This window comes from Frigoribacterium sp. PvP121, assembly GCF_017833115.1.
Lineage (GTDB): Bacteria > Actinomycetota > Actinomycetes > Actinomycetales > Microbacteriaceae > Frigoribacterium > Frigoribacterium endophyticum.
In genome coordinates this window covers 285,645-298,608 of the sequence record NZ_JAFIBR010000001.1, presented here as the reverse complement: position 1 = coordinate 298,608, position 12,964 = coordinate 285,645, and the positions used below count along the sequence as shown (strand labels likewise).

Genomic DNA, 12,964 nt, shown 5'->3' with positions numbered 1-12,964 from the left:
CGCGGCGGGCTCACCCGCGTTCACCGCGCCTCCGGCTCCCTCGCCGGGAGCCCCCACAACTCAACAGACCCGACGGGCCAGCCACCTGTCGTACCGCCAAGAGTCATATAGCGGACTCTTCGCCGAAAGGAATCCACCAGTGCTCATTGCACAGCGCCCCACCCTCACCGAGGAGAACATCTCGGAGTTCCGCTCGCGGTTCGTCATCGAGCCCCTCGAGCCCGGCTTCGGCTACACCCTCGGCAACTCGCTGCGTCGCACCCTGCTCTCGTCGATCCCCGGAGCCGCTGTCACCAGCATCCGCATCGACGGGGTGCTGCACGAGTTCACGACGGTCCCCGGTGTCAAGGAAGACGTCACCGAGGTCATCCTGAACATCAAGCAGCTCGTCGTCTCGAGCGAGCACGACGAGCCCATCACGGCGTACCTGCGCAAGCAGGGTGCCGGTCAGGTCACGGCGGCCGACATCTCGGCCCCCGCCGGCGTGGAGATCCACAACCCCGAGCTCGTCATCGCGACGCTCAACGACAAGGCGAAGTTCGAGCTCGAGCTCACGATCGAGCGTGGCCGCGGCTACGTGTCGGCCGTGCAGAACCGCTCCGAGTTCAGCGAGGCCGGTCAGATCCCGATCGACTCGATCTACTCGCCCGTGCTCAAGGTCACGTACCGCGTCGAGGCCACCCGTGCCGGTGAGCGCACCGACTTCGACCGCCTCGTGGTCGACGTCGAGACCAAGCCCGCGATCTCGCCCCGCGACGCCATCGCGTCGGCCGGTCGCACGCTGACCGAGCTGTTCGGCCTGGCTCGCGAGCTCAACACCGCCGCCGAGGGCATCGAGATCGGCCCCGCGCCGGTCGACGCCGTCCTCTCCAGCGAGCTGCAGACCCCGATCGAGGACCTCGATCTCTCGGTGCGCAGCTACAACTGCCTGAAGCGCGAGGGCATCAACACGGTGTCCGAGCTCGTCGCCCTCTCCGAGACGCAGCTCATGAACATCCGCAACTTCGGTCAGAAGTCGGTCGACGAGGTGAAGGACAAGCTCGTGGAGCTCGGCCTCTCGCTCAAGGACACGGTCCCCGGGTTCGACGGAGCCCACTTCTACAGCGGCTACGACGAGGAAGAGACCAACTAGGTCTCGTCCCTCCCGCCCTGATCATCTTCGACAGCTAGGAACCATCAATCATGCCCAAGCCCACCAAGGGTCCCCGTCTCGGAGGCGGACCGGCGCACGAGCGCCTCATGCTCGCCAACCTCGCGGCCTCGCTCTTCGAGCACAAGAGCATCAAGACGACCGAGACGCGGGCCAAGCGCCTCCGTCCCGTCGCCGAGCGCCTGGTGACCTTCGCCAAGCGCGGAGACCTGCACTCGCGTCGTCGCGTCATGCAGACCCTGCGCAACAACAAGGACGCCGCGCACATCCTCTTCACGGAGATCGCTCCCCTGGTCGACCAGCGTGAGGGCGGCTACACCCGCATCACGAAGCTCGGCTTCCGCAAGGGCGACAACGCGTCGATGGTGTCGATGGAGCTCGTCCTCGAGCCCGTGACCCCGAAGGTCAAGTCGTCGAAGAGCACGACGGCCGCTGCCGCCGCGCCCGTCGAGGAGCCCGTCGTCGAGGAGGCGCCCGTCGAGGAGCCCGAGACCGTCGAGGAGTCGGCTCCGGTCGAGTCCGAGACCGAGACGGCCCCCGCCGCCGAGGTCGAGGCCGACGCCGCCGCGAAGTCGGACGACAAGTAGCAGCGAGCTCCACCGCACCGCCCGGAGGGCCCGTCACCGCGAGGTGACGGGCCCTCCGTCGTCCGCCCGCGGGCGACGCCCGTCGTCGATCGCGAGGGTGTGGGTCCTTCGGCGGACCGGCGCGTCCCCCGAACAGGTGTCGTTCACCTACGCGTCACACGGCAGAAACCCTGGAGGAGGCTGTGGACCGTAGCGTCGGTGGGTCACCTCCCGCCAGCTGAAGGAACACATGTCCCCGCGCTCCCGCCACACCCCGGTCACGGCCGCCGCCCTCGCGGCCGGCCTCGCCCTCTGCCTCGCTCCGCTCGTGCCCGTCGCCGCCTCCGCCGCCCCCGGCGGCACCGGCGTCGTCATCAACGAGGCCTACCTGAAGGGCGGCAGCGCGAACGCTCCGTTCGCGAACAAGTTCGTCGAGCTCTACAACCCGACCACCGCCTCCGTCTCCGTCGCGGGCTGGTCGATCCAGTACCGCTCGGCGACGTCGAGCGGCACGTTCACCGGCGTGGGAGCCCTGAGCGGGTCGATCGCGCCCGGCGGCTACCTGCTCGTGCAGATGTCGTCCAACGGGACCACGGGCGCGCCGCTGCCGACGCCCGACGTCGTCACGACCGTGAACCCCGGCGGTGCCAGCGGCACCCTCGTGCTGGCGAGCACGACGACCGCCCTGGCCCTCCCGGCGGGGTCGATCTCCACCGCGACGCCCGGCGTCGTCGACGCTCTCGGCTACGGGACGTCGAACACGTTCGAGACGACGGCGGCGGAGGTGGGCTCGGCCAACCCCGTCCCGACCTCGTACGTCCGGACGGCGTTCTCCGACACCGACGTCAACGCGGCCGACTTCGTCCAGCAGGGCCAGATCACGCCGCAGAACGCCGCCAGCACCGGCACGACGCCCACTCCGCCCGTGCCGCCGACCCCGCCGGTGTCGGAGGCGGACGTCACCGTGGCGCAGCTGCAGGGCGCCACCGACACGAGCCCCTACGCGGGCCGCACCGTCACCACCCGCGGCGTCGTCACGGCGACGTACCCGACCGGCGGCCTGGACGGCTACGTCGTCCAGACCCCGGGCACCGGAGGCGCGCTGGACCTCTCGACGCACCTCTCGTCGGACGCGGTCTTCGTGTACTCCTCGGCCACCGCCTCCTCGGTGGAGGTCGGCGACTACGTCGAGCTCGTGGGTGAGGTCACCGAGTTCTTCGGGCTGACCGAGCTGACGGTCGACGGCACCGACCAGGTCACGCAGCTGGACGCCTCCACCGTCGTCGCCCCGGCGCCGGCCACGGTCGGGTTCCCCGCCACGGACGCGCAGCGCGAGTCGCTCGAGAGCATGCTCCTGCTGCCGCAGGGCGAGTTCACGGTCGCGGACACCTACACGACGAACCAGTACGGCGAGGTGAAGCTCGCGTCGGGCAGCACCCCGCTGATCCAGCCGACCGAGGTCGCCCGCCCCGGCAGCGCGGAGTACACGGCGACCATCGCCGACAACGCCGCTCGGGCCGTGACGCTCGACGACGGTGCCACCACGAACTTCCTCACCGCGGCTAACCAGTCGATCCCGGTGCCGTACCTGTCGAACGAGAACCCGGTCACGGTCGGTGCCTCGGTGGCCTTCACCGAGCCGGTGGTCCTCGACTTCCGCAACTCGGCCTGGAAGTACCAGCCCACCAGCCGCGTCACGGGCGACGTCGCGTACGCCGACCTGCCCGTCACCTTCGAGAACGTCCGCACCGACGCTCCCCGTGAGGTCGGCGGCGACGTCAGGCTCGCCAGCTTCAACGTGCTGAACTACTTCCCGACCACCGGCGACTCGCTGACCGGCTGCACCTACTACCGCGACCGTGCCGGCGACCCCGTCACCGTCAACAGCGGCTGCGACGCCCGCGGCGCGGCGAACCAGGACGACCTGCAGCGGCAGCAGGCCAAGATCGTCACGGCGATCAACGCCCTCGGCGCCGACGTCGTCTCGCTGGAGGAGATCGAGAACTCCGCCCGTTTCGGCAAGGACCGCGACTCGGCCCTGTCGATCCTGGTCGACGCCCTCAACGCCGACGCCGGGTCGGACGTCTGGGAGTTCGTCCCGTCGCCCACCGCCCTGCCGGCCAACGAGGACGTCATCCGCCTCGCGTTCATCTACAAGGCCGGCGTGGTCGAGAGCGTCGGCGACTCGAGCATCCTCACCGGCTCGGCGGCGTTCAGCAACGCGCGTCAGCCCCTGGCCCAGGCGTTCCGCCCCGTCGGCGGCGACGTCGACTCGACCATCCTCGCCATCGCGAACCACTTCAAGTCGAAGGGCAGCGGCTCGGGCCCCGACGCCGACCTGGGCGACGGCCAGGGCGGCTCGAACGCCTCCCGCGTGAACCAGGCGAACGCCCTCGTGGCCTTCGCCGCCGAGCGCGAGGCCGCCGTCGGCACCGACAAGGTGTTCCTGCTCGGCGACTTCAACGCCTACTCGCAGGAGGACCCGATCGAGGTGCTGCGCACCGCCGGCTTCACCGACCTCGGCTCGACCGAGGACGGCGAGGAGTACAGCTACGTGTTCAGCGGCCTGAGCGGCTCGCTCGACCACGTGCTGGCCTCGCCCGCCGCCCTCGAGGCCGTCACGGGCGTCGACATCTGGAACATCAACTCGGGTGAGTCGGTCGGGCTCGAGTACAGCCGCTTCAACTACAACGTGCGCGACCTGCTGCAGCTCGACCAGTTCCGCGCCAGCGACCACGACCCCGTCGTCGTCGGCGTCGACCTGCTCGCCGACGTGGTCGCGCCGACCCCGGTGCCGAGCGACCCGGCCACGCCGGTCACGCCGGGCGCGGGCGCGGGCTCCGGCACGGGGGCGGGCACGGCCCCGGCCGGCAGCGCCCCGGTCGCCTCCGCCCCGACGCGTCCGGGCGGCCTGGCCTACACCGGGTCGGACGGCGTCCTCGGCTGGGCGGTGCTCGCCCTGGCGCTGATGGCCGCCGGCGGCACGGTGCTCGTGCAGCGTCGTCGCCTGGCCGCGGGGGAGTAGCCCGCACCAGCTGGCCACGGCGGCGGCCGGGGCACGGGAGACCGTGCCCCGGCCGCCGCCGCCGTCGTCGTGCGCCGCGAGCTGCCGTGCAGGCGACGGCGGCAGCCCGGCGCCCCGGGGGCTCGTACGATGGTCGACGTGACGAGCGACGACCCGGCCCCGGCCCCGGCCCCCGCCTCCGGCCTCGTGCCCGACCTCGCCCCCGGCATGACGCGGGTGCGCCTCACCGTCGCCTACGACGGCACCGACTTCTCCGGCTGGAGCGAGCAGCCCGGCCGCCGCACCGTCCAGGGCGAGGTCGAGGCCGCGCTCCGCGTGCTCTTCGGCCGGCACGAGCACGTGCCCACCGTGACCGTCGCCGGCCGCACCGACGCTGGCGTCCACGCCCGCGGCCAGGTCGTCCACCTCGACCTGACCGCCGAGCAGGTCGCCCAGCTGCAGCGGCCGCACCGGGGCATGGTCGACCGCTCGCCGCTCGACGCGCCCACCGTCCTCGCGCGCCGGCTGAACGGGCTGGCGGGCGCCTCCGACGAGATCGTGGTCTCCGGGGCGCGGGTGGCGCCTCCCGGGTTCCACGCGCGCTTCGGCGCGCTGTGGCGCCGCTACGAGTACCGCATCGCCGACCGCGGGGCCGAGCGCGACCCCTCTCGTCGTCGCCACACGCTCTGGTACGACCACCTGCTCGACCTCGACCTGATGAACGCGACGGCCGCGGGCCTGGTCGGCCTGCACGACTGGGCGGCGTACTGCCGCCATCGCGACTACGCGACGACGATCCGTGAACTGCAGCACTTCACGTGGAGGCGCGAGGCCGACGGCGTGCTGGTCGCCACCGTGCAGGCGGACGCCTTCTGCCACAACCTCGTCCGCAACCTCGTCGGCGCGTGCGTCGCCGTGGGCGAGGGGTCGATGCCGGAGCACCGGGCCGTCGGGGTCCGCCGCGAGGCCGAGCGCAACGGCGAGTTCCGCGTCGTCCCCGCCACGGGGCTGACCATGGTCGAGGTCGGCTACCCGCCCGACGACGAGGTGGCGGCCCGGGTCGTGCTCACCCAGGTCAAGCGGTCGGCCGCTAGCCTCGACGGATGACCGCTCCCCGCCCCGCGACCCCCTCCGACGTCCCCGAGATGCTGCGCCTGATCGTCGAGCTGGCGGTCTACGAGAAGGAGCCGGAGGCGGTGAAGACCACCGAGGGCGACCTCCGACGGGCGCTCTTCGCCGACGCCCCCGCCGTCTTCGCGTTCGTCGTCGACGGCGACGAGCCCGGCGAGCTCGCGGGGCTCGCGATCTGGTTCCTGACGTTCTCGACCTGGGAGGGCGTCCACGGCATCCACCTGGAAGACCTGTACGTCGCGCCGCAGCACCGGGGCGCCGGCCACGGGCGTGCCCTCCTGACGCGCCTGGCGCAGGAGGCGACGGCGCGCGGCCTCGCCCGCGTCGAGTGGGCCGTGCTCGACTGGAACGAGCCCTCGATCGGCTTCTACCGGTCGCTCGGCGCGACGTCGATGGACGAGTGGACCACGTTCCGGCTCGACGGGCAGGCCCTGGCGGTGCTCGGCGGCGCGTGACGTCGTTTGACGCCCCCGGGCGTGTCGGGTATGGTCGACCCTTGGTGTCTGCGCAACTGCGCGCGGCGCCCGAAGTTGAGCCCTCCACCTGACTCGTTCTCGCCGTCTCTTCGGCGACAACGGCAACGGAGCGGGATCCACGAACACCTCACCTCGACCAGGAAGCAGCACTACTGTGACGCGCACTTTCTCCCCCAAGCCGGCTGACGTCCAGCCGAACTGGCTGATCATCGACGCCAACGACGTCGTCCTCGGCCGTCTGGCCAGCCACGCGGCAGCACTGCTGCGCGGCAAGCACAAGCCGACCTTCGCCCCCCACATGGACATGGGCGACTTCGTCATCATCATCAACGCCGACAAGGTGGCCCTGACCGGCTCCAAGCTGGCCGAGAAGCTCTACTACCGCCACTCCGGCTACCCGGGCGGCCTGACGGCCACCACGTACTCCGAGATGGTGGAGAAGCACCCCACGCGCGCCGTCGAGAAGGCGATCCGCGGCATGCTGCCGAAGAACTCGCTGGGCCGTGCCCAGATCAAGAAGCTGAAGGTGTACGCGGGTGCCGAGCACCCCCACGCTGCTCAGCAGCCCACGGTTCACACCCTCGACCAGGTCGCTCAGTAGCGTCCGCCTTCAGACTTAAGGACCCCCACACAGTGGCTCAGATCGCAGATTCCATCGACCAGGCTCCCGAGAGCTTCACCACGGAGAGCTCCGCTCCCGAGGCCTCGGCGACCCCCCGCGCCGTCCTCAACGTCTCCGGCTCCGCCGTCGGACGTCGCAAGGAGGCCATCGCCCGTGCCCGCCTCGTCCCCGGCTCCGGCACGTTCGTGGTCAACGGCCGCACCCTCGAGGAGTACTTCCCCAACAAGCTGCACCAGCAGCTGATCAACGACCCGTTCAAGGTGCTCGACCTCCTCGGCGCCTACGACGTCACGGTCAAGGTCACCGGCGGCGGCCCCTCCGGCCAGGCGGGCGCCCTGCGCCTCGCCATCGCCCGCACGCTGAACGAGATCGACCGCGAGAACAACCGCGCCACGCTCAAGAAGGCCGGCTTCCTCACCCGTGACGCCCGCGTCATCGAGCGCAAGAAGGCCGGTCTCAAGAAGGCCCGCAAGGCCTCGCAGTTCTCGAAGCGCTAGTCACACCCCACAGGCAGGTCTCGCGATGTCGCGTCTCTTCGGTACCGACGGTGTTCGGGGCCTCGCCAACCGTGAGCTGACCGCCGCGCTCGCCCTGGGCCTCGCCCAGGCGAGCGCGGTGGTGCTCACGAAGGGCCACCACGCCGACGCTCGTCGTGCTGAAGGGCGACGACCCGTCGCCGTGGTCGCCCGTGACCCCCGCATCTCGGGGGAGTTCCTCACCGCCGCCGTGTGCGCGGGCCTGGCCAGCTCCGGCGTCGACGTGCTCGACGCCGGGGTCATCCCGACCCCCGCGGCGGCGTTCCTCGTCGACGACATCGGCGCCGACTTCGGCGTGATGATCAGCGCCTCGCACAACCCGGCGCCCGACAACGGCATCAAGTTCTTCGCGTTCGGCGGCACGAAGCTGCCCGACGAGGTCGAGGACCGCATCGAGGCCGCCATGGCCGAGCCGCAGCTGATGCCCGTCGGGGGCGACGTCGGCCGCATCCGCCGGTTCGCCGACGCCGAGGACCGCTACGTCCTGCACCTCCTCGGGGCCCTGCCCCACCGCCTCGGCGGCCTGCACGTCGTGCTCGACTGCGCCCACGGCGCCGCCTCCGCCGTCTCGCCCGAGGTCTTCACCGACGCGGGCGCGAAGGTCACCCTGATCGGGGCCGACCCCGACGGCGTCAACATCAACGACGGCGTCGGCTCGACGCACCTCGACAACCTCGCCCGCGCCGTGCTCGAGCACGGCGCCGACGTCGGCATCGCGCACGACGGCGACGCCGACCGTTGCCTCGCCGTGGACGCGACCGGCGCGGTCGTCGACGGCGACCAGATCATGGCGATCATCGCCGTGGCCCACAAGGAGCACGGTCGCCTCGCCCACGACACCCTCGTCGCGACGGTGATGAGCAACCTCGGCCTCATCCGCGCCATGGAGCAGCACGGCATCTCCGTTCGCCAGACCCGCGTCGGCGACCGCTACGTGCTGGAGGACATGAGCGCCGGCGGCTACACGCTGGGCGGCGAGCAGTCCGGCCATATCGTCTTCAGCGACCACGCGACCACCGGCGACGGCATCCTCACCGGGCTGTCGCTCGTCGCGCGCATGGCCGAGACCGGCAAGAGCCTGGCCGAGCTGGCCCGGGTGATGACGGTCTTCCCGCAGATCCTCGTCAACGTCGGGGGAGTCGACCGCGAGCGCCTCGACGGCGACCAGGGCGTCGCCGACGCCGTGGCGGCCCTCGAGGCCGAGCTCGGCGACACCGGCCGCGTGCTGCTCCGCCCGTCGGGCACCGAGCCCGTCGTGCGCGTCATGGTGGAGGCCGCCGACCAGGCGACCGCCGACCGCGTCGCGCACGAGCTCGCCGACGTCGTCCGCGAGCGACTGGCGCTCTAGCGGGCCCGACCCGCGCCTCCCGCAGGCCCGGCGTCCCCGCCCCCGTGCCCGCGTCGGGCACCATGGGCAGATGCTCCTCCTCCTGCCCGCCGTCGTCTTCGCCGTGCTCTACGTCGTCAGCCGGCGCCGTGACGCGCGCCGCCTGCGCAACGGCGTCTTCCTCGTCGCGGCCCTCGGCTGCACGTTCGTGGCGGGCGTGCTCGAGGTCGCCGCGACCGGGCCCGCGCAGCAGAGCGCCGTGCTGCTCGGCGTCGTGGTCGCGGGCCTCCTCGTCGTGGTGCTCGCGCTCTTCCTGCTCGGCAACGGCGTCACCATGCTGCGCTCCGAGGGCCGCAGCCTCGGCAACCTGCTCTCGCTGCTGGCGGGCGTCGCCATCCTGCTCGTGCCGGTCGCGGCGGCCGCGCTGGTCTTCGGGCCCGACGTCGCCCGGCTGCCGGGTCCGGTCGGGGTCGTGCTCGTCGCCCTGGGCGTCCTCCTCGTCTTCGTCGCGGGGTACGCGGCCGCGACCTTCGCCGCGTTCGGGCTCTACTCGCTGGTCTACAGCCGCTACCGCCACACGCGCACGCCCGCGACGGTGGTCGTGCTCGGCTCCGGCCTGATCCGCGGCGAGGTGCCGCCGCTCCTGCGCAGCCGCCTCGACAAGGCGCTCTCGGTCTACCGCTCCGTGCCGAGCACGGCCGCGAGGCCGCTGCTCGTGCCGTCGGGCGGCCAGGGCTCCGACGAGCCGCGCGCCGAGGGCGACGCGATGGCCGAGTACCTGCTCGCGCAGGGGGCCGACCCCGCCGACGTCCGGCCCGAGACCGCCTCGACGAGCACCCGCGAGAACCTTCTCTTCTCGCGGGAGGTGCAGCGCGACGCGGGGCGGGACGGCAGCACCCTCGTGGTGACGAACGACTACCACGTGCTGCGCGCCGCCCTGCTGGCCCGCTCGATCGGCAGCGACGCCCAGGTCGTGGGGTCGCCGACGGCCGCGTACTACGTGCCGAGCGCGTTCCTCCGCGAGTACGTGGCGATCATGGTCGAGCACCGCCGGCTGAACGCGGCGGCGGTGGGGGTCGTCATCGCCCTGGTCGGCCTGGCCGCCGTCTGGTCGCTGCTGCCCGTGTGAGCCGACCCGCGCCTCCTCGGCCGGCGGCCCCCGGGGAGTCGCGGTGCCGGCACCGCAGGCCCGCTCAGATCTTGCGGAGCAGCACCGAGCTCACCGCGTGGTCGGCCGCCTTGCGCAGCACCAGCGTCGCCCGCGACCGCGTCGGCAGCACGTTCTCGACGAGGTTCGGCTCGTTCACCGACCGCCACACCCCGGACGCGAAGGCGCGTGCCTCGGGCTCGTCCATGCCCGCGAAGCGGTGGAAGAACGAGCGCTCCTGGGTGAAGGCGCCCTTCTGCAGGGCGAGGAACCTCTCGACGAACCACGACTCGATGTCGCTGGTGCGGGCGTCGACGTAGATCGTGAAGTCGAAGAGGTCGCTGAGGGCGAGACGGCCGGGCGTCGGCGGCTGGAGCACGTTCAGGCCCTCGACGATGAGGATGTCGGGGCGCCGCACGACGACCTCGGCGCCCGGCATGATGTCGTAGCTGGTGTGCGAGTAGAACGGCGCCCGCACCTCCTCCGCCCCGCTCTTCACCTGCGAGACGAAGCGCAGCAGGTGCCGGCGGTCGTACGACTCGGGGAAGCCCTTGCGGTCGGTGAGGCCGCGGCGCTCGAGCTCGGCGTTCGGGTAGAGGAAGCCGTCGGTCGTGACGAGCTCCACGCGGGGGGTGTCGTCCCAGCGGCTGAGCAGCTCGCGCAGCAGGCGCGCGACGGTCGACTTGCCGACGGCCACCGAGCCGGCCACGCCGATCACGAAGGGCGTGCGCTGGGCGCGCTCGCCGAGGAAGTCGCTGGTCGCCCGGTGCAGGTTGCGGGCGCCCGCGGCGTACAGGTTGAGCAGGCGGCTGAGCGGCACGTAGACGTCCTGCACCTCGCGCATGTCGAGCCGGTCGCCGAGGCCCCGCAGCTGCACGATCTCGGTCTCGGTGAGCGGCAGCCGCGTCGCGGGGGCCAGGTCGGCCCAGGCGTCGCGCCCGATCTCGACGAACGGGGTGGCGTGCGTCGGGCCGGGGGAGGCGTGGGGGGCGTGCGCGGCCTGGCCCGGCGCGGGGGTCGTCGTCGACGGAGGAGCTTCGGCCATGACGGCGAGGCTACCCGGTCGGGCGCGCGGGGCGACCGCACAGGAGGCGCGGACGGGACCGCATAGGATCGGTCGCATGTGTGGAATCGTGGGTTACGTCGGCGCCTCGGGCGTCGGCGAGAAGAGCATCGAGGTCCTGCTGGGCGGGCTCAAGCGCCTCGAGTACCGCGGCTACGACTCGGCCGGCGTGGCCGTCGTCGACGCGGCGGGCCAGCTGAGCACGCGCAAGCGCGCCGGCAAGCTGAAGGTGCTGGTCGACGACCTCGAGGCCGACCCGCTGACCGACGGGGCCACCGGCATCGGGCACACCCGCTGGGCCACCCACGGCGGCCCGACCGACGCGAACGCGCACCCGCACCTCTCCGACGGCGGGCGCCTCGCGCTCATCCACAACGGCATCATCGAGAACTTCTCCGACCTCAAGGCCGAGCTGCTCGCCGAGGGCGTCGAGTTCTCGAGCGAGACCGACTCCGAGGTCGCGGCCCACCTCGTCGCCCGCGCCTACCGCGCCTCCGGCGACCTGACCGAGGCGCTCCGCGTGGTCGTCAACACGCTCGACGGCGCCTTCACGCTGCTCGTCGTGCACGCCGACCAGCCCGGGGTCGTCGTCGGCGCCCGTCGCAACAGCCCGCTCGTCGTGGGGCTCGGCGAGGGCGAGAACTTCCTCGGCAGCGACGTCGCCGCCTTCGTCGCGCACACCCGCCGCGCCATGTCGATCGGGCAGGACCAGATCGTCACGATCCGCCCCGACTCGGTCGACGTCGTCGACTTCGAGGGCGCGCCCGTCGAGACCAGCACCTTCGAGGTCGACTGGGACGCCTCGGCCGCCGAGAAGGGCGGCTGGTCGAGCTTCATGGCGAAGGAGATCAGCGAGGAGCCCGAGGCCGTCGCCAACACCCTCCTCGGCCGCGTGCACGACGGCGCCGTCACCCTCACCGACCTCGACGGCGTGCGCGACCGCCTCCTCACCGTCGACCGCGTGATCGTGATCGCCTGCGGCACCGCCGCCTACGCGGGGATCCTCGGCAAGTACGCCATCGAGCAGTGGGCCCGCGTGCCCGTCGAGGTCGAGCTCGCGCACGAGTTCCGCTACCGCGACCCGGTGCTCGACGAGAAGACCCTCGTCGTCTCGATCAGCCAGTCCGGCGAGACGATGGACACGCTGATGGCCGTCAAGTACGCCCGCGAGCAGGGCGCGCAGGTGCTGTCGATCTGCAACACGCAGGGCTCCACCATCCCCCGCGAGAGCGACGCCGTCATCTACACGCACGCCGGCCCGGAGGTCGCCGTGGCGTCGACGAAGGCCTTCGTCGCCCAGGGCACCGCGCTGTTCCTCCTCGGCCTGCACCTCGCGACCCTCCGCGGCACCCTGACCGCCGAGCAGATCGCCGAGCAGGTCACCGACCTCCAGGCCGTGCCCGACAAGATCCGCAAGGTGCTCGAGTCGTCCGAGCGCATCGCGACCCTCGCGCGCTGGATGGCCGACACGCGCTCCGTCCTGTTCCTGGGCCGCCACGTCGGCTACCCGATCGCCCTCGAGGGCGCGCTCAAGCTCAAGGAGCTCGCGTACATCCACGCCGAGGGGTTCGCCGCCGGCGAGCTCAAGCACGGGCCGATCGCCCTGATCGAGCCCGGTCAGATCGTCTTCGTGATCGTGCCGAGCCCCCGCGACCCGCGGTCGCTGCACCCCAAGGTCGTCTCGAACATCCAGGAGATCCGTGCGCGAGGCGCCCGCGTCATCGCGATCGCGGAGGAGGGCGACGCCGCGGTGCTGCCCTTCGCCGACGAGGTGCTGCACATCCCGCTCGCGGCCCCGCTCTTCGAGCCGCTGCTCTCGGTCGTGCCGCTGCACGTCTTCGGCATGGAGCTCGCCGCGGCCAAGGGCCTCGACGTCGACCAGCCGCGCAACCTCGCCAAGTCGGTCACGGTCGAGTAGGGAGCCCGGCCGCATGAGCACCCG

The 12,964-nt window shown here is 72.1% G+C and carries 11 protein-coding genes; 10 read left to right on the top strand and 1 reads right to left on the bottom strand.

From position 1 onward, the window contains the following. The first annotated feature begins 139 nt into the window (after positions 1–139). The 9 genes from JOE43_RS01355 to JOE43_RS01315 all read left to right on the top strand — a co-directional run bounded on the left by JOE43_RS01355 (position 140) and on the right by JOE43_RS01315 (position 9,941). A complete protein-coding gene (locus tag JOE43_RS01355; protein ID WP_055799947.1) occupies positions 140–1,132 on the top strand; it encodes a DNA-directed RNA polymerase subunit alpha in 993 nt (330 codons plus the stop codon). A gap of 50 nt (positions 1,133–1,182) precedes the next feature. After that, complete coding sequence (rplQ, locus tag JOE43_RS01350) at positions 1,183–1,737, top strand: 50S ribosomal protein L17 (protein WP_167260384.1); 555 nt, start codon at positions 1,183–1,185, stop codon at positions 1,735–1,737. A gap of 229 nt (positions 1,738–1,966) precedes the next feature. Beyond that, entirely contained in the window at positions 1,967–4,741 is a 2,775-nt protein-coding gene (locus JOE43_RS01345) for an ExeM/NucH family extracellular endonuclease (protein ID WP_209514089.1), read from the top strand. Positions 4,742–4,870: 129 nt separating this feature from the next. After that, positions 4,871–5,827: a tRNA pseudouridine(38-40) synthase TruA gene (locus JOE43_RS01340; RefSeq protein ID WP_374072582.1), complete on the top strand. Its 957-nt coding sequence runs from the start codon at positions 4,871–4,873 to the stop codon at positions 5,825–5,827. Next, a complete protein-coding gene (locus JOE43_RS01335; RefSeq protein WP_167260380.1) occupies positions 5,824–6,306 on the top strand; it encodes a GNAT family N-acetyltransferase in 483 nt (160 codons plus the stop codon). Before JOE43_RS01340 ends, JOE43_RS01335 begins: the two co-directional genes overlap by 4 nt. A gap of 175 nt (positions 6,307–6,481) precedes the next feature. Then, complete coding sequence (gene rplM / locus JOE43_RS01330; RefSeq protein WP_056057329.1) at positions 6,482–6,928, top strand: 50S ribosomal protein L13; 447 nt, start codon at positions 6,482–6,484, stop codon at positions 6,926–6,928. 32 nt (positions 6,929–6,960) lie between these two features. Next, complete coding sequence (gene rpsI / locus JOE43_RS01325) at positions 6,961–7,446, top strand: 30S ribosomal protein S9 (protein ID WP_082514606.1); 486 nt, start codon at positions 6,961–6,963, stop codon at positions 7,444–7,446. Between the two features lie 25 nt (positions 7,447–7,471). Further along, complete coding sequence (gene glmM, locus JOE43_RS01320; RefSeq protein ID WP_209514087.1) at positions 7,472–8,833, top strand: phosphoglucosamine mutase; 1,362 nt, start codon at positions 7,472–7,474, stop codon at positions 8,831–8,833. Positions 8,834–8,903: 70 nt separating this feature from the next. Then, positions 8,904–9,941, top strand: coding sequence for a YdcF family protein (locus JOE43_RS01315; RefSeq protein ID WP_209514086.1), 1,038 nt, complete (start codon positions 8,904–8,906; stop codon positions 9,939–9,941). 64 nt (positions 9,942–10,005) lie between these two features. Here the strand turns inward: JOE43_RS01315 and coaA are convergent, their stop codons facing one another. After that, positions 10,006–11,004 carry a type I pantothenate kinase gene (coaA, locus tag JOE43_RS01310; RefSeq protein WP_209514084.1) on the bottom strand — a complete coding sequence of 333 codons (999 nt, stop codon included), beginning with the start codon at positions 11,002–11,004 and terminating at the stop codon, positions 10,006–10,008. Positions 11,005–11,080: 76 nt separating this feature from the next. Between coaA and glmS the strand changes: the two genes are divergently transcribed. Beyond that, a complete protein-coding gene (glmS, locus tag JOE43_RS01305; protein ID WP_209514082.1) occupies positions 11,081–12,940 on the top strand; it encodes a glutamine--fructose-6-phosphate transaminase (isomerizing) in 1,860 nt (619 codons plus the stop codon). The last annotated feature ends 24 nt before the right edge of the window (positions 12,941–12,964 follow it).